The organism is Tepidiphilus olei, assembly GCF_006980705.1.
GTDB lineage: Bacteria > Pseudomonadota > Gammaproteobacteria > Burkholderiales > Rhodocyclaceae > Tepidiphilus > Tepidiphilus olei.
This window is the reverse complement of the sequence record NZ_SBHO01000004.1, coordinates 138,443-162,006: the sequence shown is the minus strand read 5'-3', so window position 1 is coordinate 162,006 and position 23,564 is coordinate 138,443. Positions and strand designations below refer to the sequence as shown.

Here is a 23,564-nt window from a genome sequence, read left to right as displayed (position 1 = left end):
CCCTGTTTTTTCGATTTTACGCTCGTTCCACAGCGTTGCTGACGCTCGTTCTGTGTGCCGCCTGTGCCGGCGTTACGCTGCCGCCACAGGCACCGGTCCCGCCGCAGGCATTCCGGCAGGCCCCGGTCGGGGCGGACGCGGCCGAGCTCACGCAATGGTGGCGTCATTTCTCCGATCCGACGCTCGAAGAGATCATCGCCAAGGTGCGCCGTGACAACCTCGACGTAGATGCCGCATTGGCTCGTCTGGCCGAAGCACGGGCGTTGCGTCGGGCAGCGTCGGCCGACCTCGGGCCTACCGTGACCGGCGGCGGCAGCGCCGTGCGCAACCGCTCGAGTGCCGAGATGGGGGCGGGGAGGGTGAGCGAGCAATTTCATGTCGGATTCGACGCGCAATGGGAGCTGGACGTGTTCGGAGGCCGGCGAGCGGCGCTGCGGGCGGCCGAGGCACAGCAGGTAGCGGCCTCCTATGATCTGGCCGACGTTTTGGTGAGCGCCACGGCAGAGGCAGCGCAATCCTGGTTCGATGCGCGAACGGCCCAAGCCCGCGAGACGCTGCTCGAAGCGCAGCTCATGGTGCTCGAACGCAGCCTCGCCCTTGCCCAAGCCAGGTCTAGCGCGGGCCTCGTGAGTGAGCTCGACGTGTACCAGGCGCAGACCTTGCTCGCTCAGACCCGGGCCCAGCAGGCCGCGCTCGCCCAGGGTCGGGAGAATGCGCTGAATGCACTCGCGCTGCTCGCCGGGGAGTCCCCGGGGTATTGGCACGAGCGACTCTCGGAGCGTGCGCCTGCAGGGCCCGCCATCGCCGCCGAAGGAGCCGAACCGCCGGAACTCGCCTATCTCGGCCCTTGGGTGGCATCTCTGCCCTCGCTTCCCGCAGCCGGCATTCCTGCCGACGTACTACGCCGCCGCCCCGACGTGCGCCGCAGCGAGGCGCAACTGGCAGCGGCAGCCGCGCAACGCGACGTCGCCGACGCGGCGCGCTACCCGAGCTTTCCCCTGAGCGGCAGCCTGGGGCTTACGGCCCTCTCGGCGGGTGATCTCTGGCAGGCCAGTGCCCGGGCATGGAGTCTCGCGTTCGCGCCCTTGGCCACGCTATTCGATGGGGGTCGCCTCTCGGCACAGCTGGAGGCGAGCGAAGCGCGGCTCGTGCAGAGTTTTGCCGCCTACCGCAAGAGCGTGCTCGTGGCCCTGGGTGACGTGGAGAATGCACTGCTCACGGTACGCGAAAACGATCAGAGGTTGAATGATCTGCGTCAGGCGGCCGACAGTGCGCGCGCGAGCGTGGTGCTGGCGCTCGCTCAGTACCGCTCGGGGCTGGTCGATTACACGGTGCTCATCGATACACAACGCAGCTGGCTCTCCGCCACCGACGCCTATGTCTTGCAGCAAGGCCAGAATGCCACCGACCGTGTGCGGCTCTACAAAGCGCTCGGTGGCGGCTGGCCGGCCGAAACGCCTCTGGAGGATGGCTCCCGATGACCGAATCTTCTGCAAATCCTCTGCTCGATACCTCACATCTGCGCGCCGAACTCACGCGGCTGCGCCGACGCAGGAGGCGACTTCTCCTTGGCCTGGCGCTGGGACTCGCGATCGTGCTCACGGTTTTTTTCCTCTTTGGCCGGGGTGAGGGGAAATCTGCAGTGCGTTATCTCACCGATACGGCCCAACGCGGATCGCTGTCGATCACCGTTACCGCCACGGGTAACCTCAGCCCCACCAACGAGGTCGATGTCGGGGCCGAGATCTCCGGCACGATCCGTGAAGTCTATGTCGATTTCAACGATCCGGTGATGGTCGGCCATGTTCTGGCCCGACTCGACACGCGCAAGCTCGAAGCACAGCGCCTGCAGGCCGAAGCGAACCTCGCCATGGCGCACGCCAGGATCCCGCAACTCGAGGCTACGTTATCGGAGGCGCGCGCCAAGCGGCAACGCCTGGAGCAAGCCGACAAGCTCAGCCGGGGTCAGGCCGTGGCCCCGCAAGATCTCGACGCCGCCGCGGCTGCCGTCGCCCGTGCCGAGGCTGAGTTGCGCCAAGCGCAGGCACAGATCAAGGCCAACGAAGCGCAGCTCGCCTCGATTCGCACCGATCTCGACAAATCCGTGATTCGAAGCCCCATCAGCGGTGTGGTCTTGACCCGCAGCATCGATCCGGGGCAAACCATCGCCGCTTCGCTACAAACGCCCGTACTCTTCACGCTCGCGGAAGATTTGACCCAAATGGAATTGTTGGCCGACGTCGATGAGGCCGACGTCAGTAAGGTGGCCGAAGGGCAGAGCGTGACATTCACCGTCGACTCCTACCCCGATCAGCCATTCAGCGGACGCGTGAAACGCGTGCGCTACGGCTCGGAACTCATCAACGGCGTGGTGACTTACAAGACCGAGATCACCGTGGCCAATCCCGATCTCAAACTGCGCCCCGGCATGACGGCCACGGCCGAAATCCTCAGCCAGCACCTCGAGGACGTCCTGACGATCGCCAATGCGGCCTTGCGCTATCGCCCACCGGAGCCGGACAAGGCCGCGGCAGCGCAAAGTCCCGGCATTGGGACATTTTTCCGACCGCCGATGCGCGCTTCGGGGACGTCTCGCCCCCTTCCTGCAGCCAGAAAGCGGGACGAAGCCACGATCTGGGTGCTGGATGAACGCGGCACGCCGATGCCGGTACAAGTGCGCCTGGGGCCCTCGGATGGCCGGCGTACCCAGGTACTGGAAGTGCTCTCGGGCCGGCTCGAACCAGGCACGCCGGTCATCACCGCCGTGGAGCGCCCCAAGTCATGACCGAACCAGGGCGACAGGGCACCCCGCTCATCCAGCTGCGCGGCGTCGAGCGCGTCTATGGCCAGGGCGATGCGCGCGTCGTGGCGCTGGGCGGCATCGATCTCGACGTGTGGCCGGGCGAGTTCGTCGCCCTCATGGGACCGAGCGGCTCGGGCAAGTCGACCACGATGAACATCCTCGGTTGCCTCGACACGCCCACCCGCGGCAGCTACCGGCTCGGAGATCTCGAAGTCACCGAGCTCGATGGTGACGGCCGTGCCTTGCTGCGCCGCTACACCCTGGGTTTCGTCTTCCAGGGCTTTCACTTGTTGCCGCGCGTCACGGCTCAGGAAAACGTCGAACTGCCGCTCGTCTATCAAGGGGTGCCGACCCACGAACGGCGCCTGCGCGCGCGTGAGTCGCTCGCCCAGGTGGGCCTTTCCGGTCGGGAGCATCACGTGCCGAGCGAACTCTCCGGCGGGCAGCAGCAGCGGGTGGCGATCGCTCGCGCCATCGTCTCCCAGCCAAAGGTCCTGCTCGCCGACGAGCCCACCGGCAACCTCGATTCTGCCCGTAGCCACGAGATCATGGCGCTTCTCACCCGATTCAATCGCGAACGGCATCTCACCATCGTCATGGTGACGCACGAACCGGACATCGCCGCCTACGCCCGGCGCGTGGTGCACTTCCGCGACGGGCACATCGAACGCATCGAGGAGTCCTCCTGATGTTGGGCAACGCGCTGCGCGAAGCGATCCGGTCGTTGGGCAGGAACGCCCTGCGCTCCTTCCTCACCGTGCTCGGCATCGTCATCGGCGTGGGGGCGGTGATCGCCATGGTCACGCTCGGACGGGGCGCCACTCAGGCGGTCTCGGACCAGATCTCTTCGCTGGGCAGCAACATCGTCTTCCTGCGTCCCGCTCGAGGCTTCGGGCCCGGGCAGAGCATCATCCCTTTCAAGGTCGAGGATGCGCAGGCACTGGCGCGTGAGGTGCCGGGCGTCGTTTGGTCGACGCCCGTATCGCTGCGCACCCTCACCGTGGTGGCCGGCAACCAGAGCTGGAGCACCACCGTGGTCGGTGCGGGCGAGGGGTACCTCGAGGCGCGACGCTGGGAAATCGTTCGAGGTCGCGGTTTTCTGCCGAGTGAGCTGCGCGCCGGCGTGGCGGTGTGCATCATCGGCCAGACGGTGGCGCGTGAGCTCTTCGGCGCGGACGACCCCATCGGACAGCGCATGCGGGTGGACAAATTCTCCTGCGAGATCATCGGCCTGCTCGATGCCAAGGGACAAAGCGCCATGGGCAACGACCAGGACGACATCGCCCTCATCCCTTTGCGTACTTTCCAGCGCCGCATCTCCGGGAGCACCGATGTCGACTCGATCCAGCTCTCGCTCGCCGATGGCGTCGACAACGAGCGCGTGCTTCAAGACATCCGGCTCGTGCTACGCGAGCGCCGGCATCTGTCGGCCAACATGGAGGACAATTTCCGCCTGGTCGATTCCAAGGAGATCGAGCGCACGCTCACCAGCACCACGCGCATGCTCACCACGCTCCTCGGCGCGGTGGCCGGCATCAGCCTGTTGGTGGGCGGCATCGGCATCATGAACATCATGCTGGTCTCGGTGACCGAACGTACGCGCGAGATCGGCATTCGCCTGGCGATCGGCGCGCGCGCCGCCGACGTGATGCTGCAGTTCCTGGTGGAAGCGGTGGTGCTCTCCTTTCTGGGCGGTACCATCGGCATCATTCTGGCGTTGACGTTTTCTTTCGTCGCCGCGCAAAAGCTGGCTTTCCCCTTCTCGCCCGATTACGGCATCGTGGTGATCGCGGCGCTCTTCTCGGGGGCGATCGGCATCGTCTTCGGTTTCTTTCCGGCGCGCCGCGCCGCACGGCTCGATCCGATCGAGGCGCTGCGGCACGAGTGAGTGCCTCATGCCAACCGATTCAATACCACAGCCCACTACCGGGGCGATAGCGTGGGGTGCGGCCGGAGGCGGATGAAGCAATGAAAGGCGGTGTGTCGTCGTGATCCTGCTCGGGGGGCTCGCGTCGTGCGAGTTCGAGCAGCCGGCGCACGCGCTCTTCCGTGGCTGGATGGGTGCGCAGCCACGAGGGTTCGGGAGAGCCCCAGCCGGGGAAGAGCCAGGTGCGCCAGCCACGATGGACGCGTTCGATGGCCAGGAGCGCCGAGGCGAGCCCTTCGGGGTCGTTGGTGAGGGCGACGGCCGCCAGGTCCGCGTCGTATTCGCGCACCCGCGACAACCCCAGTTGCACGAGCATGGCGATCTGCGGCGCGAAGATGAGCAGCGCCACCGCCAGCCAATTCACCACGGCCGCACCCACGAGCAGCAAGGGTAGGTTGACCAGCAGCAGGATCTGCCCCGTGAGGGAGAGGACGCTCGTCATGCGCGTGAGGGAATCGGCCAGACTCATGACCCGTACGTCATCATTGGCGATGTGCGCCACCTCGTGCGCGAGCACTCCCGTGATCTGACGCAGATCGAGCCGCGCGAGCAACCCCGAGGTGAGGGCGATGGCGGCATCGTTGCGGCTCCCTACGCTGAAGGCGTTGACGATGGGTGTGTCGACGAAGTAGAGCCGCGGCACACTCGGCAGGCCGGCGCGTGTGGCGAGCCGCTCCACCAGGGCATGGAGCTCGGGCGCTTCGCCCGGGGCGATGGGTTGGGCGCGATAGAGGCGCAGTACCAGCTCGGGGCCGGCGAGCGGTTGCAGCAGGAGGGACACCGCGCAGAAGACGAGCATGTAGAGGATGCCGTCATTGCCCCACAGCAGCCAGCCGACGGTGGCGAGCAGCGTGGCGAGCACGACCACCAGCACCGCCGTCTGCAGGCGGTTCATCCAGGCGTGGCGTTGCCAGAGGTGGGGATCGATGCGTTGCGCCATGAGACTCCCGGGTTCATTTGTTGCGCAGCGCCACCAGGGGCACGACTCCCTCTTTCTCGAAGCGTTTGCGGCCGGGTTCGGCTTCGGGAAGCGGCGTGCAGGGGCGCAGCGTGGCGCGGCTGCGGCGCGTGAGTTCCTGATAAGTCTGCGTGCCGCTGATCTTCCAGTTTAGCTCTTCTTCACTCAGTTCGCGCACGACTTTGGCCGGAGCGCCCACCGCCAGGCTGCGCGCCGGGATCACCATGCCGGCCTTGACGAAGGCAGCTGCGGCGACGATGGCCGACTCCCCCACCTCTGCTTCGTCCATGATCACCGCGTTCATGCCCACGAGCGCGTTGCGCCGGATGCGGCAGCCGTGCAGGATCGCCCCGTGGCCGATGTGGCCGTCTTCCTCGACCACGGTGTCGATGCCGGGAAAACCGTGCATGACGCAGCAGTCCTGGATGTTGGCGCCGGCATGCACGATGAGCCGGCCGAAGTCGCCACGCAGGCTCGCGAGCGGCGCCACATACACGCCGGGTCCGATGTGCACGTCGCCGATGAGGACTGCATCCGGGTGGACGTAGGCGTCGGGATGGACGACGGGCTTGAGCCCGTCGATTTCATAGCAAGGCATGATGTTTCTCTCCTCCTCCGTGTTTTTCCCGAACCCCACCTCTCCGGGGACAAAGGCGGCGCACTGTATCCGGTCATTTGCTCCTGTAATGCTTATGCTACCATGCGCCGTAGAGGCTTAAGACAGCCCTTTGCGCCAAACCACAAAAAGGAAGAGGAATGGGAATGGAGAAGACGGTTTATCTCTGCGATGGTATCCGTACCCCCATCGGCCGCTACGGCGGTGCACTCGCTTACGTTCGACCCGATGATCTTGCGGCGCACGTGATCGCGACGCTCATGGCGCGCCAGCCGCAGGTCGATTGGGAAGCGGTCGACGACGTCTACTTCGGCTGTGTCAACCAGGCCGGCGAGGATAATCGTAACGTCGCCCGCATGGCAGCGCTGCTCGCCGGTCTTCCGCCTACGATCCCCGCCTCGACTCTCAACCGGCTCTGCGGCTCGGGCATGGACGCGATCGGCACCGCCGCCCGGGCGATCGCCTGTGGCGAGGCCGATTTGATGATCGCCGGCGGGGTCGAGAGCATGACGCGCGCGCCCTTCGTCATGGGCAAGGCCGAGAGCGCCTTCTCGCGCAGCGCCAAGATCGAAGATACCACCATCGGCTGGCGCTTCGTCAACCCGAAAATGCAAGCGCGCTACGGCATCGACTCCATGCCCGAAACCGCCGAGAACGTGGCCGAGCAGTTCGGCATCGCCCGCGCCGACCAGGACGCCTTTGCCCTGCGCAGCCAGCGCCGCTATGCCGAGGCGGCCGCGCGCGGTTTCTTCGACGGCGAGATCGTGCCGGTGGAGGTGCCGGCGGGCAAGAAGGGTGAAACGGTGCCCGTGGCGCGCGACGAGCATCCCCGGCCCGAGACGACTTTGGAAATGCTCGCCAAGCTCAAGGGTGTGGTCAAGCCCGGAGGCACCATTACCGCCGGCAACGCCTCGGGCGTGAACGACGGCGCCGTCGCGGTGCTCATTGCTAGTGAAAGCGCGGTGGCGCGCCATGGGTTGCGACCGATGGCGCGCATTCTTTCCATGGCCACCGTGGGGGTGGAGCCCCGCATCATGGGCATCGGCCCGGCGCCGGCCACGCGCAAGGTGCTCGATCGCATGGGTTTGAGCCTGGCGCGGATCGATGCGATCGAACTCAACGAAGCCTTCGCCGCCCAGGCGCTGGCGGTGTTGCGCCAGCTGGGGCTGCCAGATGATGCCGAACACGTCAATCCCAACGGCGGAGCGATCGCCCTGGGTCATCCGCTGGGTGCTTCCGGGGCCCGCCTGGTGCTCACGCTCGCGCGCGAGCTCGAACGCCGCGACGGCCGCTATGGCCTGGCGACGATGTGCATCGGCGTGGGCCAAGGCATCGCCATGGTGATCGAGCGTATGCGATAGATCGCCTGGAAGAATCGTGTTTGTGCGTGAAACGCGGCAGACGTGCAGTCCTTTTGGGTTGCCTCATGGGCGAGGGGACCTCGTCCAAACGAAACCGTTCGAAGGTTTCCGTGTTTTCTTTCACCCTTTGACCTAGAATGAAACAAGGCCATTTTCCCTGGGAGAATCACCATGACCAAACAAAACGTGCAAACGGAAACGAACCCCACGCCGCAAGCCAGTACCGAGAAGCTGAAAGAAGAGCTGCGTCAATTGGCGCAGACTCTGGATGAGTTGCTGCTCGCCACGGCCAATGAAACGAGCAGCGAGATCCGCGAGCTGCGCGAGCGCGCCCGCGCCCGACTGGAAGAGACGCGGGCGCGGCTCGCCGAGCGCGGCGCCGAGCTCTATCAGCAGGCAAGCACCACGCTGCGCGCCACCGCGCAGCAGACCGAAGGCTACGTGCGCGAGCATCCCTGGACCAGCATCGGCCTGGGGGCTGCCGTCGGCATGCTGATCGGTTTGCTGATCGGTCGCCGCTGATGGAGCGTCCCGCCGGCCCGATGGAGCGCGTCTTCGGCGCTTCCAAGCGCTTGATTGAGCATCTGCTCGAAGGCGGCGAGATGCGCCTGAGGCTGGCGGTGCTCGAGCTGGAGGAAGAGCGCGCCCGGCTCTTCGATCTTCTCCTGCTCGCGGGTTTGAGCCTGGCGCTGGGTGCCTTGGGGCTGGCCTTCGTCGGGGTGTTCGTGGTGGCTGCCTTCTGGGAAACGCACCGGCTCACCGCCATCGCGGCGGTGGCCGCGGTCCTGCTCGTCGGTGCCGTCTACTCCGGCTGGCGCTTGCGGGCCTTGGCCCGGCGCCGCAGCCTATTGCGCGCCACGCTCGCCCAGCTCGCCACCGACCGGCAGCTGCTCGCGGAGCCCGGTGAGGAGACCTGATGCGCCGCGACGAACTCGCCACCCGCAAGGCCGAGCTGGAGGCGCGCATCGCCGCGCACCGACGCCGCATGGTAGGGGCGGCGAACGAATGGCGCGAGGCGGTGCGTCCGGTCGACGACGCCTGGCGCACCCTCGTGCGTTGGAAAGTACCGCTCGCGCTCGCCGGTGGCGCGATTCTGTGGCGCCTGGGGCGGCGAGGCACGGCGCAAGCCGCACTCAAATGGTGGGGGCGGGGTCTGGGTGTGGTCGAAGGGGTGCGCCTGGCGCACAAACTCTTCGTGGGTAACAAAACCAAAAAATGATCATGTAATAGGGAACAAAAACGACAAACCCTCCGGTGAAACGCAGCCCGAAGCTGCGATGGGGAGGAGTATGCAGGAGAAGAGTACGGTACCCGCTTCGTCCGCGGAGCGACAAATGCGCCATACCTTGGCCTTGGTGCTCGCCGGAGGGCGCGGCAGCCGACTCAAGGAGTTGACGCGGTGGCGAGCGAAACCGGCGCTGCCGTTCGGCGGCAAGTACCGAATCATCGATTTCGTGCTATCCAATTGCGTCAATTCCGGCATCCGCCGCATCGGCGTGCTCACGCAGTACGCACCGCACTCACTCATACGCCACCTGCAATATGGCTGGAACTTCCTGCGGCACGAAATCGGCGAGTTCGTCGCGGTGCTGCCTGCCTCGCAGGATGGCGCGCAGGGCGAGCAGGGGTGGTACTGCGGCACCGCCGATGCCATCTACCAGAACATCGACATGATCGCGCGCTATTGCCCCGGGCACGTGTTCGTCTTGGCCGGCGACCATGTCTATACGATGGATTACGGGCGCATGCTCATGGCGCATCTCACAAGCGGCGCCGAGCTCACCGTGGGGTGTATCGAGGTGCCGCGTGAATCGGCGCGGGCGTTCGGCGTGATGTCGGTCGATGCGCAGGGTCGCGTCGAGCACTTCCTCGAAAAGCCCGCCGATCCCCCCGGCCTGCCGGGGCGGCCGCAGCGCTCGCTCGTCTCCATGGGAATCTACGTCTTTGACGCGCAGGTGTTGCTCGACGAGGTGAGCCGGGACCACGACGACCCGCATTCCTCGCACGATTTTGGCGCCGACGTGCTGCCGGGGATGATCGCGCGCGGGGCGCGGGTGTTCGCTTATCCTTTCGTGAATCAAGCCGGACGTCCCGATTACTGGCGCGACGTGGGCACGATCGCCGCCTATTGGGAGGCGAACATGGATCTGTGCGCCATCGAACCGGCGCTCAATCTCTACGATGCCGATTGGCCGATCTGGACCTACCAGCCGCAGCGTCCGCCGGCGAAATTCGCCTTCGACGAGGATCGGCGGCGCGGCATGGCGCTCGATGCGCTGGTTGCCGACGGCGTGGTGCTCTCCGGCGCCTCGGTGCGCCGCTGCATCGTCTCCACCGACTGTTTCCTGCACAGTTATGCCCGCGTGGAAGACAGCATCTTGCTGCCGCAAGTCGAGATCGGGCGGCATTGCCGCATTCGGCGCGCGATCATCGACCGGGGCTGTGTCCTGCCGCCGGGCACCGAGATCGGCTACGACGTCGAGCACGATCGCGAGCGTTTCTGCGTCGACCCCGACTCGGGCATCGTCGTCGTCACCCCGGTCATGCTCGGTCGCACATTTCCCTTGGTGGCGAAATGAAGGTGCTCTTCGCCGCCTCCGAACTCTATCCGTTGGCCACGACCGGCGGGCTGGGCGAGGTCGCGCACGCCTTGCCGCACGCCTTGGCCGCCTTGGGCGAAGCGCCGACGCTCATGCTTCCGGCCTACCGCTGCGTGCTCGATCGGCTCGAAGGGCGAGATCTTGCCGGTGCCTGTACGCTGCCCGGCGTCGGGCGTGAACACGAAGCCCGGTTGTGGTGGGGCCGGGCGCAGGGGATCGATCTGCCCTTGCTGCTGCTCGACATCCCCGTGCTCTACGACCGCCCCGGCACCCCCTACGGCGAGGATGCCGAGCACGAGTGGTGGGACAACGGGGAGCGCTTCGCCGTGTTCGCCCGCGCCGTCGTCGAAGTGGCGATGGGGCGGGCGGCGCCGCACGCCCGTTTCGACCTGGTGCATGCGAACGACTGGCAGACGGGGCTCGTGCCGGCCTTCCTGTCGCTCGAATCGGCGCGGCCGCGCTCCGTCTTCACCATCCACAACCTCGCTTACCAGGGACTTTTTCCCTCTTCGCTCTTCAGCGGACTCGGCTTGCCGCCCTCGTGGTGGTCGCTCGACGGGCTCGAGTTCTACGGCCAGATGTCGATGATCAAGGGTGGAATCCTGTGGGCGGACCGGGTGACGACGGTGAGCCCTTCCTACGCCGAGGAAATCTGTACCCCCGAGTTCGGCTGTGGTCTCGAGGGCGCCCTGCAGCAGTGTCGCGCCCAGGGGCGGCTGAAAGGCATCGTCAATGGCATCGACACCGAACGCTGGAATCCGGCGACCGATCCCCATCTCGCGCGGCGCTATTCCCCCGCGCGCGGCTGGGTGAGCGCCAAGGCCGCCAACCGCGCGGCCCTGCTCGAATCCCTCGGTTGCGCACCCCAGGAGGCACGGCGCGAAGCGCCCCTTGCCGGGTTCATCGGCCGGTTGGTGGCGCAAAAAGGGGTCGACCTGCTGCTCGAAGCGTTGCCAGGGCTGCTCGAGCGCACCCCGCTGCGTTTCGTCGCCCTGGGGGCAGGGGAGGCCCGCTTCGCCCAAGGATTCGCGGCGCTCGCGGCGGCCCACCCGCAGCGCGTGTTCGTGCACCTCGGCTACGACGAGCCGCTCGCGCACCGGATCGAAGCCGGCTGCGACGTCTTCGTGATGCCGTCGCGTTTCGAACCCTGCGGGCTCAACCAGATGTACAGCATGCGCTATGGCACCCCGCCGGTGGTGCATGCGGTGGGCGGCTTGCGCGATACCGTGGTCGATACCACCGAGGCCACGCTCGCTGCAGGAACGGCAACGGGTTTCGTCTTCACGGAGCCGACGGCGGCAGCGCTCACCGCCGCCTTGGCGCGCGCGCTCACGCACTGGGAGAAACCCCGTACCTGGCGCACGATCCAGCGCAATGGCATGGAACAGGATTTCGGCTGGCCACGCCGCGCGGCCGAATACCGGGAGCTCTATCATGGATGAAGCGCCGGCCGTGGCAGCCAGCGGGGGAAGCAACCATTGGCTGGAACGCATCGTTCGGCGCACGGGGCGCGATGCGCCCGCCTTGCAGGAAGATTTCCTCGGCTACCTCTACAAGCGGCTCGGCCGCTCTCTGACGGCCGAGCCGTTCTACCAATTTCGCGCCTTTGCTTACACGCTGGCGGATCGCCTCATGCTCGACTGGCAGCGTACCTGGAACGCCTACCACGGCACTGCGCGGCGCAAGGCTTTTTTCGTCTCCATGGAATTTCTGATCGGCCGTTCGCTCGGCAATGCGCTCCTCAACCTCGGCGTGGAAGAGGACGGGCGGCGTGCGCTCGAAGAACTCGGTCAAGCGCTCGATCGCCTCGAGGCGGTCGAGCCGGACGCAGGCTTGGGCAACGGGGGGTTGGGGCGGCTCGCCGCCTGTATGCTGGATAGCTGTGCCACGCAACGCCTGCCCGTGCTGGGCTATGGCCTGCGTTACAACTACGGGATGTTCCGCCAGATCATCCGCGACGGCTGGCAGATCGAGGAGCCGGATCATTGGCTGAAGAACGGCGCTTTCCCTTGGGAAACCCCGCGGCCGGAATACACGCGCACGGTGCGTTTCGGCGGGAGAACGCACCACTACGTCGATCCGCACACCGGCTGGCTCTACGTGCACTGGGATCACGACGAGGAAGTCCAGGCGGTACCGTACGACGTCCCCATCCCCGGCTACCGCAACGGTTACGTCGCCACTTTGCGCCTGTGGTCCTCTTCCGCGTCGGAGGAATTCAACCTCAGCAAGTTCAACGAAGGGGATTACTACGAGGCGGTCGACGCGAAAAATGCCGCCGAAAACATCACGCTGGTGCTCTATCCCAACGATGCCAGCGAAAGCGGCAAGGAGCTGCGGCTGCGCCAGCACTATTTCCTCGCCTCGGCCTCCGCCCAGGACGTGGTGCAGCAGTGGGTGGCGGCGAACGGGCCCGATTTCAAGCGCTTCGCCGAATTCCACGTCTTCCAGATCAACGATACCCATCCGAGCTTCATCGTCCCCGAGCTCATGCGGCTCTTCATCGACGAGTATCACCTCGGCTGGGAGGAGGCATGGGGGATCGTCACGCACTGCGTCGCCTATACCAATCACACGCTCCTGCCCGAGGCGCTCGAGACCTGGCCCGCCGCCATGGTGCAGCGCGTCTTGCCGCGCGTCTACGAGATCATCGCCGAGATCGACCGGCGTTTCGCGCTGCTCGTGCATGCGAAATGGCCCAACGAGCCCGAACGCCACGAGCGCATGGCGATCCTCTCGGCCGACGGACAGGTGCGGATGGCTCATCTGGCGGTGGTGGGCAGCTTCTCGGTCAATGGCGTCTCGGCCCTGCATGGCAAGCTCCTCGTCTCCACCGTGCTGCGCGATCACGCCGAACTCTGGCCGCAGAAATTCCATGCCACGACGAATGGCGTCACGCCCCGGCGCTGGATCGCCCGCTGCAACCCGCAGCTGCGCGCCCTGCTCGACGAGGCGCTGGGCCCGTCGTGGATCACCGACGCTTCGCGGTTGCATGCACTCGAGGACTGCGCCGAGCAGGCCGAATTTCGCCGTCGCTGGCGCGAGATCAAACAGCACAACAAGGAGCGGCTCGCCGAGCGGGTGCTGCGCACCACCGGCATCGAGTTCTCGCCCGACGCCCTGTTCGACGTGCAAGTCAAGCGCATCCATGAATACAAACGGCAGCTTCTGAACGTACTGCACGTGATCCATCTCTACGATCGCATCAAGCGCGGGGATGCCGCCGACTGGACGCCACGCTGCGTGCTCTTCGCCGGCAAGGCGGCGCCCGGCTATGCGATGGCCAAGAAGATCGTCAAACTCATCAACGACGTGGCGCGCATCGTCGCGCTGGATCCCGACGTCGGCTCGCTGCTCAAGGTCGCCTTTTTGCCCGATTACGACGTGAGTACGCTCGAATGCATCGCGCCGGCCGCCGAGCTCTCCGAGCAGATTCCGACCATCGGCAAGGAGGCCTCGGGCACCGGCAACATGAAACTGATGATGAACGGGGCGCTCACCATCGGCACGCTCGACGGCGCGAACCTCGAGATCTACGAAGCCGTCGGCTCGGAAGCCTTCTTCGCCTTCGGGCTGAGCGTCGAAGAGGCGAACGCACTGCGGGCGCGCTACGATCCCCAGCGGCTCATCGCCGAGGACGAAGACCTACGGCGCGCCCTCTCCTTACTCGAATCCGGCCACTGCAACCCCTTCGACCCCCGCCTCTACGACGACGTGCTCGCCGCCCTGAAGAATCCGCAGGATCCCTGGCTCGTGCTCGCCGATTTTCGCGCCTACGCCGAAGCCCAGTGCCGCGCCGCGCAGACGTATCGCGACACCGAGCGCTGGACGCGACTGTCGATTCGCAACACGGCGCGTAGCGGCATTTTCTCGGTCGATCGTACGGTACGGGAATACAACGAGACCGTCTGGCACCTCCATCCGGTCGAAGTCGAAGGAGGCACCGCCCGGTGACGAACCCCCACGCTCCGCTCACGCCGCACGACGTCTACCTCTTTCGCGAGGGCAGCCACGCCCACCTCTACGGCAAGCTCGGCTGTCGGCTGGAAGAAGAAGGGGCGCATTTCGCCGTGTGGGCGCCCAACGCCCGCTCCGTGGCGGTGGTCGGTACGTTCAATGACTGGGACGGCAACGCGCACCGATTGCACGCCCGCCCCGACGGTTCCGGCATCTGGCAAGGCTTCGTGCCTGGCGTGCGCGCCGGACAGTGCTACAAATACCGCATCGATTCGCCCTATGCCCCCGCCCCGTTCGATAAAGGCGACCCCTACGCCTTCCATTGGGAGGTGCCGCCCGGTACCGCCTCGCGCGCCTGGCGGCTCGATTACGACTGGAACGATGCCGATTGGATGAAAACGAGGGCGAGGGCCAATGCGCTCGACGTCCCCTGGTCGATCTACGAAGTGCATCTCGGCTCCTGGCGGCGCGTGCCGGAAGACGGCAACCGCTTTCTCACCTATCGCGAGATCGCCCAGCCGCTGGCCGAATACGCCCGTGCGCAGGGATTCACCCATGTAGAGCTCTTGCCGATCACGGAACATCCCTTTTATGGTTCGTGGGGGTATCAGACCACCGGCTATTTTGCGCCCACCGCGCGCTACGGCACACCCCAAGATTTCATGTACCTCGTCGACACCCTGCACCGCCACGGCCTGGGGGTGATCCTCGACTGGGTGCCGTCGCACTTTCCCGACGATCCGCATGGCCTCGCGCGCTTCGATGGCACCTACCTCTACGAGCACGCCGACCCGCGCCGCGGCTATCATCCGCATTGGCACAGCGCCATTTTCAACTACGGCCGGCACGAGGTGCGCTCGTTTCTGCTCTCGAGCGCGATGTTCTGGCTCGACGTCTATCACCTCGATGGATTGCGCGTGGACGCCGTCGCATCCATGCTCTATCTCGACTACGGTCGTGAGCCGGGGCAGTGGATTCCCAATGCCCGAGGCGGCAAGGAAGATCTCGACGCGATCGCATTCCTACGCAAGGCCAACACCTCGATCTATCGCTTCCATCCGGACGTACAAACGATCGCCGAGGAATCCACCGCCTGGCCGATGGTCTCGCGCCCGGTGCATCTCGGTGGGCTCGGATTCGGCATGAAATGGAACCTCGGCTGGATGCACGACACGCTCGATTACTTCCGCCAAGATCCCATCTACCGCAAATACCACCACGACCGGCTCACCTTTAGCCTGTGGTACGCCTTCAATGAAAACTTCGTGCTCCCCCTGTCGCACGACGAAGTGGTGCACGGCAAGGGGGCGCTGCTCGCCAAGATGCCGGGCGACGACTGGCAGAAACGCGCCAACCTGAGGCTGCTCTACGGTTATCAATGGGCCCACCCGGGCAAGAAACTGCTCTTCATGGGCGGCGAATTCGGCCAGCCACGCGAATGGGATCACGAGACGAGCCTCGACTGGCACCTGCTGGCACAGCCCGAGCACGACGGGCTGCGCCGGTGGGTGGCCGACCTCAACGCCTACTACGTCGCCACCCCCGCCTTGTACCAGCGCGATTTCGACGCCGACGGCTTCGAGTGGATCGACTGCCACGATGCCGAGGCGAGCGTGCTCGCTCTCCTGCGCCACGCCCCGGGCAGCCCCCTCGTGCTGGTGGTGGCCAACTTCACGCCGATCCCGCGCCACGGCTACCGTATCGGCGTGCCGCAAGGAGGGTACTGGCGCGAACGGCTCAATTCCGACGCCGCCTGCTACGGCGGCAGCAACCTCGGCAATGCCGGAGGCGCGCGTGCCGAAGCGATTCCTGCACATGGCCGGTTGCAGTCGCTCGTCCTTACCCTGCCGCCGCTCGCGGTGCTCTACCTGGAGCCTTCCGTCAGCGCAGAAGGAGTGCCATGATGGAGCCCATCACCATCGTCGGGCCGGGTCGGCCCTATCCACGAGGCGCCACCTGGGATGGCAATGGCGTCAATTTCGCCCTCTTCGCCGGTCATGCCGAGAAAGTCGAGTTGGCCCTGTTCGAAGCGGGCGGCAAGCGCGAAGTACAGCGCATCGCCCTGCCCGAATGTACCGGCGACGTCTGGCACGGCTATCTCCCCGAGGCCCGGCCCGGGCTACTCTATGGCTACCGCGTGCATGGCCCTTACCATCCCGAATCGGGGCACCGCTACAACCCGCACAAACTACTGCTCGATCCCTATGCGAAAGCCTTCGTCGGCGGAATTCGCTGGAGCGACGCGCATTTTGGCTATCACGTTGGCCATCCCAAGGCCGATCTTTCCTTCGATCGCCGTGACGACGCGGCCGGCATGCCACGCTGCCAGGTCATCGACGCCGCTTTCACCTGGAGCGACGATCGCCATCCCAATGTCCCTTGGCACGAGACCGTGATCTATGAATTGCACGTCAAGGGATTCACGCGCCTGCATCCCCAGGTTCCCGAATGCCTACGCGGCACCTATCTCGGGCTGGCTTCGCCGCCGGTGATCGAGCATCTCACGCGGCTGGGCATCACGGCGGTGGAGTTGATGCCGGTGCACACCTTCGTCGACGAGCGCCGCCTCGTGGAAAAAGGACTGTGCAACTACTGGGGCTACAACTCCATCGGCTACTTCGCCCCGGAGAATCGATACGCCCTGAGCGACCCCGTGGGCGAATTCAAAACCATGGTCAAGGCCCTGCACGCAGCTGGCATCGAAGTCATTCTCGACGTCGTCTACAACCACACCGGCGAAGGCGATCACCTCGGCCCCACCCTCGCCTTTCGCGGCATCGACAACGCCCGCTACTATCGACTCAAGCCAGACGAGCCGCGCTATTACCTCGACTATACCGGCTGTGGCAACACCCTCAACATGCGCGAACCGCACGTGCTGCAGCTCATCATGGACAGCCTGCGCTATTGGGTCACGGAGATGCACGTCGATGGCTTCCGCTTCGATCTCGCCTCGGCGCTGGCGCGTGAGCTGCACGAAGTCGATCGGCTCGGGGCCTTCTTCGACATCATCCAGCAAGACCCCGTGCTCAACCAGGTCAAGCTCATCGCCGAACCGTGGGATCTGGGCGAAGGCGGCTATCAAGTGGGGAATTTTCCCCCGGGCTGGGCGGAATGGAACGACAAATACCGCGACGCGGTCCGCGCCTACTGGCGCGGCGACGGCGGACTCATCGGCGAATTCGCCCAGCGTTTCACCGGTTCGAGCGACCTCTACGGCAAGAGCGGCCGCAGCCCCCACGCCAGCATCAACTTCGTCACGGCGCACGATGGCTTCACCCTGCACGACCTCGTGAGCTATGAGCGCAAGCACAACGAGGCCAACCTCGAAGACAACCGCGACGGCACCGATAACAACCTCTCGTGCAACTACGGCGTGGAAGGCGAGACCGACGACCCCGCCATCAACGCCCTGCGCGCGCGGCAGAAACGCAACCTGCTCGCCACGCTGCTGCTGTCGCAGGGCGTGCCCATGCTGCTCGCCGGCGACGAGATCTGCCGCACGCAGCGCGGCAACAACAACGCCTATTGCCAGGACAACGAGATCTCCTGGGTCGATTGGGAACCGAACGAAGCGAAACAGCGGCTGCTCGCTTACGTGCAGCGCCTCGTCGCCCTGCGCCGGGAACACCCCATTTTACGCCGTCGCCATTTCTTCCAGGGCCGCCCGATTCACGGCAAAGACGTCAAAGACATCGTCTGGTTCGATCCGCGCGGTGCCGAGATGAGCGAGCAGCAATGGAACGAACATTTCGCCCGCTGTCTCGGCGTGTATCTCGACGGACGAGGGATCACCGAGCGCGACCCGCTCGGACGCCCCATCCAAGACGCGAGCTTCGTGCTGCTATTCAACGCCTACCACGAGACCATCCCGTTCCAGCTCCCCCCTTTCCTCGGCGTGGGCCCGTGGCACGTCCTGCTCGACACGGCGTTCGAAGACGGACTCTCGCCGGATGGCGATTACCATGGCGGCGAGCCCTATCCGCTGCAAGGCCACTCGCTCGCCCTCCTACAGCTCAATGCCGGATGAATCCTGGATGACTCGGGAAGAACGGGAAACCCTGCTTCGCCTGGCGCGGGCCGTGGGCATCGCCGACGCCTACCACGACCTCTGGGGACAGCTGCACACGACGCCGGACGAAACCCGAATCGCCTTGTTGCAGGCGATGGGCGTCATCACGACCGAAACCGACCTCACCGAGGCGCTGACCGAGCACGAACGCCGGCCCTGGCTCGAAGGGCTCGATCCCGTCACCGTCGTGCAGCAATCCTGCGCGCCGTACCGCATTCCTTACCGCTGTGCCGAGACCCTCGCCGACCAAACCCACCGCTGGACGCTGTGGTTGGAACGAGGAGCGATGCGCCAAGGGGAATTTCCCCCCGCCGTGATGGAAATCGGCGGGCGACGGGAAATCGACGGCCAGGGCTATCTCGAAGTCGCTTTCTACTGGCACGAGCCGCTCCCCCTGGGTGAGCACCTCTTCCGCATCGAACCCCCCGCAGGCCCACCCTGCCAAACCCGCCTCATCGTGACCCCGCCTCGATGCCATACCCCCGAGTTGTTGGCGGGCGAGCGGCGCGTCTGGGGGATCGCGCTGCAACTCTACGCCCTGCGCAGCGAACGCAACTGGGGAATGGGCGATTTCACCGACCTCGCCCGAGCGATCGCGATCGCCGCCGATGTTGGGGCCGCGGTGGTCGGCCTCAATCCCCTGCACGCCTTGCATGCGCACGACCCGACGCAGGCGAGCCCCTACAGCCCCTCGAGCCGGCGTTTCCTCAATCCGCTCTACCTGGATGTCGAAGCCATCCCCGAATTCGCCGAATGTGCCCAAGCCCAGCGGGAAGTGGCCGAGCCCCGCTTCCAGCACAGTCTCGAAGCCTTGCGCGCGACGGCCTGGGTCGATTATGCCGCGGTCGCCGAACGCAAGACCTTCATCCTCGAGCGACTCTTCGCCCACTTTCGCGACCATCACCTCGCACGCGACACCCCCCGCGCCGCGGCCTACCGGAACCATCTCGCCGAACAGGGCGAGGCGTTGAAGCACTTCGCCGTACATCAAGCCCTGCAGTGGCACTGGCACCGTCTCGATGCCCGCGCCTGGGGCTGGCCGGCCTGGCCCGAATCGTTTCGCGACCCCGCATCCCCCGCCGTCGACGCGTTCGCCGCCACACACGCGGACGAAGTGCAGTACCACGCCTGGCTGCAATGGCTGGCCCACGAGCAGCTCGCCGCCTGCATGCGCCATGGAGAGGAAAGAGGCGTCCTGCTCTATCTCGACCTCGCGCTTTCGGCCGACCGCGGTGGCGCCGACACTTGGATGCACCAAGGCGTCTATGCCCTGTCGGCGAGCATCGGCGCGCCCGCCGACGACTTCAACCCGGCCGGGCAAGATTGGGGCCTGCCTCCGTGGATTCCCGATCGGCTGCGCCATGCCGCGTATGCCCCCTTTGCCGAAACGCTGTGCGCCAACATGCGCCATGGCGCCGTCCTGCGTTTCGATCATGTCATGGCGCTGATGCGCTTGTTTTGGATTCCCTCCGGGCGAAAACCCGCCGAAGGCACCTACGTCCATTATCCCCTGCACGATCTGCTCGGTATCTTGGCCCTGCACAGCGTGCAGCAGGCCTGCCTGGTGGTCGGAGAAGACCTCGGCACGGTGCCCGACGAGCTCCGCGCCGCCCTGGCGCCCAAGGGTGTCCTGTCGATCCGCTTGTTGCCCTTCGAGCGAACCGGCGACGGAGAATTCAAATCCCCTTCCTCCTATCCGCGTCAAGCCGTGGTGGCCATCGGCAGCCACGATCTTCCCACCCTGGCGGGCTATTGGAAAGGGACGGACTTGAGCGTGCGCCAGCGGCTGGGGTGGCTCACGGAACAAGCCCAAGGCCAGCTGCAGGCCGAACGGCAATACCTGCGTGAGCGGCTGCTCACGGCGCTCGCGCGGGAAGGGCTCTTGCCCCCGGGGCTCGAACCGAGCGCAGACGCCATGACCCCATCGTTGATGCTGGCGATCCACGAATATGTGGCGCGCACCCCTGCCGCGGTGATGATGGTTCAGATGGAGGACGTATTCGGACAAACGGAGCAAGTCAATTTCCCCGGCACTTCCACCGAATATCCGAATTGGCGCATCAAACTGCCGGTGGTGCTGGAGGGTTGGACCACGGAGCCGAACTTCCTCGCCCTGGCCGAGCGGATGCGGCGCGCCGGGCGCGCCCGCTGATGCAGCGTGCTACACTCATGCCCGGACCGCCTTTTTCTTACGTATCGGAGTATGTCATGGCCACACCCCCCATGTTCGACGAACTCGCGCAGAAACTCAAGCACCTCGCCGAAACGAGCCCGCTCAAGGATTTCGAGAAAAACGCCAAGGCGCTGCTCGGCTCCATGTTCGAGCGCATGGATCTCGTCACCCGTGACGAATTCGAAGCGCAGCGCGAGCTGGTCATCAAACTGCGCCAAGAGCTCGCCGAGCTCGAACGCCGCGTCGGCGTGCTCGAAGCCCAGGTCGCGGGTGGCGTAGACGAGGATTGAATGTCAGAAACGTCTTGAAAATTTCTCCTCGGCACAGTACTCACTGGTATCGTACGTCCCGACACCATGCGGTAGTTCCCGAAGGGGCAAGAGCGATGAGCAAGAAATTCCTAATCACCAGTGCTCTGGCCGCCGTGCTGGCAGTGCCCGGTTTCGTGTTCGCCCAGGCAACGGGGGCTTCCACCGAGACTTCCGTCGTCGCGGCGACCCCGACCAAGCATCAGCGTGCGCACAAGCCGGACGGCCAGACGGGCGCCAAGAGCGCTATGCACCAGCAAGGCTCGGTCGCGCACGGCAAACGTGCCCCCGCTGCCCACAAGGGGACGTCCACGACCTCGAACACGGGAGCAACTCCGGCTGCCGAGTGAAAGCGCCTTTCGTTCGACCGTTCGATGCAAAGCCGGCCTTGGGGCCGGCTTTTTCGTTGCTAACATCTTGACACGTCAGTTTGATTTCATGCCGATTTTGGCATGTTTTCGCTTCCCTCTTTATGCCGTTTGCGCTACTATCGGATGACCTCCGGTATGACTTTGGGGAAGGGAAGCATGCCCTACATTGCTCATGTCGCCCACGATGCGCAACGAAAATCATGGCGTGAGCCGCATGATCTCGCATCGCACCTGCGCGAAACCGCAAAACTCGCGGAGCAGTTCGCCGAACGCTATGGCGCTGGATGGGCGAGGCTTGCCGGTCTGTGGCACGATCTGGGCAAATACCGTCCCCGCTTCCAGCGCTACATCCGCCACAAGAGCGGCTACGAGCCGGATGCTAGCATCAAAGGCGAACTGGGCCGGGCGCCGCACTCCACCGCAGGGGCATTACTTGCCTGTGATCGGTTCGGCTTGCCGGGTCGGGTGCTCGCCTATCTCATCGCCGGACATCACGCTGGGCTCGACGATTGGTACGGCGGCTTGCGCGAGCGTCTCGCCGATCCGGCAAGCCGCGCTGAACTCATGGAAACGCTCGCCGAACCGATTCCACCAGAGATCACCGAATCGGGAGACTTCAAACCCGACCTGAAAGAAGTTCCGGGAAAAATCGCCGGTTTTCCGCTGTGGGTGCGGTTGCTCTTCTCTGCTTTGGTCGACGCAGATTTTCTCGACACCGAGCGCTATATGTCGCCCGACACGTTCGCGGCGCGCAACTGTTGGCCGAGTCTGTCTGAACTGGCGCCGCGGTTCGACGCATTCATGGCGCGCAAGTCACGCGAGGCGGCACCGACGTCCGTCAATGCCGTGCGCGCCGAAGTGCTGCAACAATGCCGCGATGCCGCGCAGCGGTCTCCGGGCATCTTTTCGCTCACAGTGCCCACCGGCGGCGGCAAGACGCTCTCCAGCATGGCGTTTGCGCTCGGGCACGCCCTGCGCCATGGCAAGCGGCGCATCGTCTATGCCATCCCCTACACGAGCATCATCGAGCAGACGGCCAGGGTCTATCGTGACGTCTTTGGCGAAGACGCGATCGTGGAGCATCACAGTAACGTGGCGACCGCTCCCGAACGCGAGACGAGCGCTTCGCGCCTTGCCAGCGAGAACTGGGATGCGCCCATCATCGTCACCACCAATGTCCAACTCTTCGAATCGCTCTTCGCCGACCGTCCATCGCGCTGCCGCAAGCTGCACAATCTCGTCGATAGCATCATCGTGCTCGACGAGGCGCATCTGCTGTCGCCGCAGTTCCTGCAGCCTATCCTCGATGTCATGAATCTGCTCGTCGAGCACTATGGCGTGACCTTCGTGCTCTCGACTGCTACGCAGCCCGTGCTCGCCAGCCGCCAAGCGTTCGATCCGCGCAAGAACGTGCGTGGGCTCGATGGCGTGCGCGAAATCGTCTCCGACCCCGACGGGCTCTATGAACGGCTCGACCGGGTGCAGGTGCATCTGCCCGCCGATTGGAACGCACGGCGCGATTGGAGCGAACTTGCGCAGGAACTCGCGCGCCATTCCTCGGTGCTCGCCATCGTCAATACCCGTGCGCATGCCCGCGCTTTATGGCAGGCAATGCCCGAAGGAACGCTGCACCTCTCGGCGCTCATGTGCCCGGCGCATCGCTCCGTGGTGATCGGACAGATCAAGAAGCGCCTTGGCGAGGGCATCTCCACCCGCGTGGTCAGTACCCAGCTGGTGGAGGCTGGCGTTGACCTTGATTTCCCCGTCGTCTATCGGGCGATCGCAGGGCTCGATTCCATCGCCCAAGCTGCCGGACGCTGCAACCGCGAGGGGAAACTCGTGAAAGGAGAGGTCATCGTGTTTGTCCCGCCCCAATCCGCCCCGCCCGGCCTCTTGAGAAAAGGAGAAGACGCCTGCCTCAAGGTTTTGTACGGCATCGAGGGAAACCGAAACCCGCTTGAGCGATCCTTGTTCGCCGCCTATTTCACGCAGTTCTACTCCGACTGCGATCTCGACGAGAAAGGCATTGGACGTATGCTTGCCACCGGTAGAGAGCTGGATGTACGGTTTCGCTCTGCGGCCGCGGCTTTCCGTCTCATCGACGACGAGGAGACTTCCTCCGTCGTGGTGCGCTACCGTGGTGAGGGCGGCACTGACTGTCGCATCGATGAACTGCTTGCCCTTCTCGAGCGCGACGGCCCTCAGCGCTGGCTGCTTCGCAAGCTTCAGCCCTACATGGTCATGCTCTATCGCAAGGATGTCGATCGCCTGCTCGGCGAGGGCGATCTGCGTGAGGTTGCGCCGGGCGTATTCGTTCTGGAAAGCGACTGGCGCTACCATCCGATATTGGGGTTCGATCTTCAAAATGGCATGGATACCAACCCCGCTATGACCATCGTTTGATTCCAGAGAGGATCA

The 23,564-nt window shown here is 65.2% G+C and carries 19 protein-coding genes; 17 read left to right on the top strand and 2 right to left on the bottom strand.

Features of this window, described 5'->3' with window-relative positions; all coding sequences use genetic code 11:
• Nucleotides 1–35 precede the first annotated feature (35 nt).
• Genes EPD80_RS06485 through EPD80_RS06470 form a run of 4 tightly spaced genes read left to right on the top strand, consistent with a single transcriptional unit; the run spans nt 36 to nt 4,691 of the window.
• Entirely contained in the window at nt 36–1,481 is a 1,446-nt protein-coding gene (locus EPD80_RS06485) for an efflux transporter outer membrane subunit (protein ID WP_185957729.1), read from the top strand.
• Nucleotides 1,478–2,785 carry an efflux RND transporter periplasmic adaptor subunit gene (locus EPD80_RS06480; protein ID WP_142810409.1) on the top strand — a complete coding sequence of 436 codons (1,308 nt, stop codon included), beginning with the start codon at nt 1,478–1,480 and terminating at the stop codon, nt 2,783–2,785. The genes EPD80_RS06485 and EPD80_RS06480 overlap by 4 nt, the downstream gene beginning before the upstream one ends.
• A complete protein-coding gene (locus tag EPD80_RS06475) occupies nt 2,782–3,492 on the top strand; it encodes an ABC transporter ATP-binding protein (RefSeq protein WP_142804095.1) in 711 nt (236 codons plus the stop codon). The genes EPD80_RS06480 and EPD80_RS06475 overlap by 4 nt, the downstream gene beginning before the upstream one ends.
• Nucleotides 3,492–4,691 carry an ABC transporter permease gene (locus tag EPD80_RS06470; RefSeq protein WP_142810407.1) on the top strand — a complete coding sequence of 400 codons (1,200 nt, stop codon included), beginning with the start codon at nt 3,492–3,494 and terminating at the stop codon, nt 4,689–4,691. The genes EPD80_RS06475 and EPD80_RS06470 overlap by 1 nt, the downstream gene beginning before the upstream one ends.
• Nucleotides 4,692–4,710: 19 nt before the next feature.
• Here the strand turns inward: EPD80_RS06470 and EPD80_RS06465 are convergent, their stop codons facing one another.
• Nucleotides 4,711–5,670 carry a zinc metalloprotease HtpX gene (locus EPD80_RS06465; protein ID WP_142810405.1) on the bottom strand — a complete coding sequence of 320 codons (960 nt, stop codon included), beginning with the start codon at nt 5,668–5,670 and terminating at the stop codon, nt 4,711–4,713.
• 13 nt (nt 5,671–5,683) lie between these two features.
• Entirely contained in the window at nt 5,684–6,286 is a 603-nt protein-coding gene (gene paaY / locus EPD80_RS06460) for a phenylacetic acid degradation protein PaaY (RefSeq protein ID WP_142810403.1), read from the bottom strand.
• Between the two features lie 164 nt (nt 6,287–6,450).
• On the opposite strand from paaY, the gene pcaF reads away from it, so the two are divergent.
• The 13 genes from pcaF to cas3 all read left to right on the top strand — a co-directional run bounded on the left by pcaF (nt 6,451) and on the right by cas3 (nt 23,549).
• Nucleotides 6,451–7,665, top strand: coding sequence for a 3-oxoadipyl-CoA thiolase (gene pcaF / locus EPD80_RS06455; RefSeq protein ID WP_142810401.1), 1,215 nt, complete (start codon nt 6,451–6,453; stop codon nt 7,663–7,665).
• Nucleotides 7,666–7,836: 171 nt separating this feature from the next.
• Complete coding sequence (locus tag EPD80_RS06450) at nt 7,837–8,187, top strand: DUF883 family protein (RefSeq protein ID WP_142810398.1); 351 nt, start codon at nt 7,837–7,839, stop codon at nt 8,185–8,187.
• Entirely contained in the window at nt 8,187–8,582 is a 396-nt protein-coding gene (locus EPD80_RS06445) for a phage holin family protein (RefSeq protein WP_142810396.1), read from the top strand. Before EPD80_RS06450 ends, EPD80_RS06445 begins: the two co-directional genes overlap by 1 nt.
• Complete coding sequence (locus tag EPD80_RS06440; RefSeq protein ID WP_142810394.1) at nt 8,582–8,884, top strand: YqjK family protein; 303 nt, start codon at nt 8,582–8,584, stop codon at nt 8,882–8,884. The genes EPD80_RS06445 and EPD80_RS06440 overlap by 1 nt, the downstream gene beginning before the upstream one ends.
• A gap of 70 nt (nt 8,885–8,954) precedes the next feature.
• Entirely contained in the window at nt 8,955–10,244 is a 1,290-nt protein-coding gene (gene glgC, locus EPD80_RS06435) for a glucose-1-phosphate adenylyltransferase (RefSeq protein ID WP_142810392.1), read from the top strand.
• The gene (gene glgA / locus EPD80_RS06430) at nt 10,241–11,707 is read left to right on the top strand and encodes a glycogen synthase GlgA (protein WP_142810390.1); all 1,467 of its coding nucleotides are present in this window, start codon (nt 10,241–10,243) and stop codon (nt 11,705–11,707) included. The genes glgC and glgA overlap by 4 nt, the downstream gene beginning before the upstream one ends.
• Nucleotides 11,700–14,219 carry a glycogen/starch/alpha-glucan phosphorylase gene (locus EPD80_RS06425; protein WP_142810388.1) on the top strand — a complete coding sequence of 840 codons (2,520 nt, stop codon included), beginning with the start codon at nt 11,700–11,702 and terminating at the stop codon, nt 14,217–14,219. Before glgA ends, EPD80_RS06425 begins: the two co-directional genes overlap by 8 nt.
• The gene (glgB, locus tag EPD80_RS06420; protein ID WP_142810386.1) at nt 14,216–16,126 is read left to right on the top strand and encodes a 1,4-alpha-glucan branching protein GlgB; all 1,911 of its coding nucleotides are present in this window, start codon (nt 14,216–14,218) and stop codon (nt 16,124–16,126) included. The genes EPD80_RS06425 and glgB overlap by 4 nt, the downstream gene beginning before the upstream one ends.
• On the top strand, nt 16,123–18,252 hold the full coding sequence (gene glgX / locus EPD80_RS06415) for a glycogen debranching protein GlgX (RefSeq protein ID WP_142810384.1): 2,130 nt from the start codon (nt 16,123–16,125) through the stop codon (nt 18,250–18,252). Before glgB ends, glgX begins: the two co-directional genes overlap by 4 nt.
• Before the next feature lie 7 nt (nt 18,253–18,259).
• Nucleotides 18,260–20,446: a 4-alpha-glucanotransferase gene (gene malQ / locus EPD80_RS06410; RefSeq protein ID WP_185957728.1), complete on the top strand. Its 2,187-nt coding sequence runs from the start codon at nt 18,260–18,262 to the stop codon at nt 20,444–20,446.
• Nucleotides 20,447–20,502: 56 nt separating this feature from the next.
• Complete coding sequence (locus tag EPD80_RS06405; protein WP_142810380.1) at nt 20,503–20,757, top strand: accessory factor UbiK family protein; 255 nt, start codon at nt 20,503–20,505, stop codon at nt 20,755–20,757.
• A gap of 95 nt (nt 20,758–20,852) precedes the next feature.
• The gene (locus EPD80_RS06400) at nt 20,853–21,125 is read left to right on the top strand and encodes a hypothetical protein (RefSeq protein WP_142810378.1); all 273 of its coding nucleotides are present in this window, start codon (nt 20,853–20,855) and stop codon (nt 21,123–21,125) included.
• Between the two features lie 177 nt (nt 21,126–21,302).
• Entirely contained in the window at nt 21,303–23,549 is a 2,247-nt protein-coding gene (gene cas3 / locus EPD80_RS06395; RefSeq protein ID WP_142810376.1) for a CRISPR-associated helicase Cas3', read from the top strand.
• Nucleotides 23,550–23,564: the final 15 nt, after the last annotated feature.

Coding starts and splice junctions, on each gene's coding strand:
- EPD80_RS06465 (WP_142810405.1), bottom strand. CDS start 5,670: ATGGCGCAACGCATCGATCCCCACCTCTGGCAACGCCACGCCTGGATG.
- EPD80_RS06450 (WP_142810398.1), top strand. CDS start 7,837: ATGACCAAACAAAACGTGCAAACGGAAACGAACCCCACGCCGCAAGCC.
- EPD80_RS06445 (WP_142810396.1), top strand. CDS start 8,187: ATGGAGCGTCCCGCCGGCCCGATGGAGCGCGTCTTCGGCGCTTCCAAG.
- glgX (WP_142810384.1), top strand. CDS start 16,123: ATGATGGAGCCCATCACCATCGTCGGGCCGGGTCGGCCCTATCCACGA.
- pcaF (WP_142810401.1), top strand. CDS start 6,451: ATGGAGAAGACGGTTTATCTCTGCGATGGTATCCGTACCCCCATCGGC.
- EPD80_RS06400 (WP_142810378.1), top strand. CDS start 20,853: ATGAGCAAGAAATTCCTAATCACCAGTGCTCTGGCCGCCGTGCTGGCA.
- glgA (WP_142810390.1), top strand. CDS start 10,241: ATGAAGGTGCTCTTCGCCGCCTCCGAACTCTATCCGTTGGCCACGACC.
- cas3 (WP_142810376.1), top strand. CDS start 21,303: ATGCCCTACATTGCTCATGTCGCCCACGATGCGCAACGAAAATCATGG.
- EPD80_RS06470 (WP_142810407.1), top strand. CDS start 3,492: ATGTTGGGCAACGCGCTGCGCGAAGCGATCCGGTCGTTGGGCAGGAAC.
- EPD80_RS06480 (WP_142810409.1), top strand. CDS start 1,478: ATGACCGAATCTTCTGCAAATCCTCTGCTCGATACCTCACATCTGCGC.
- EPD80_RS06475 (WP_142804095.1), top strand. CDS start 2,782: ATGACCGAACCAGGGCGACAGGGCACCCCGCTCATCCAGCTGCGCGGC.
- paaY (WP_142810403.1), bottom strand. CDS start 6,286: ATGCCTTGCTATGAAATCGACGGGCTCAAGCCCGTCGTCCATCCCGAC.
- EPD80_RS06405 (WP_142810380.1), top strand. CDS start 20,503: ATGGCCACACCCCCCATGTTCGACGAACTCGCGCAGAAACTCAAGCAC.
- EPD80_RS06440 (WP_142810394.1), top strand. CDS start 8,582: ATGCGCCGCGACGAACTCGCCACCCGCAAGGCCGAGCTGGAGGCGCGC.
- glgC (WP_142810392.1), top strand. CDS start 8,955: ATGCAGGAGAAGAGTACGGTACCCGCTTCGTCCGCGGAGCGACAAATG.
- malQ (WP_185957728.1), top strand. CDS start 18,260: ATGACTCGGGAAGAACGGGAAACCCTGCTTCGCCTGGCGCGGGCCGTG.
- EPD80_RS06425 (WP_142810388.1), top strand. CDS start 11,700: ATGGATGAAGCGCCGGCCGTGGCAGCCAGCGGGGGAAGCAACCATTGG.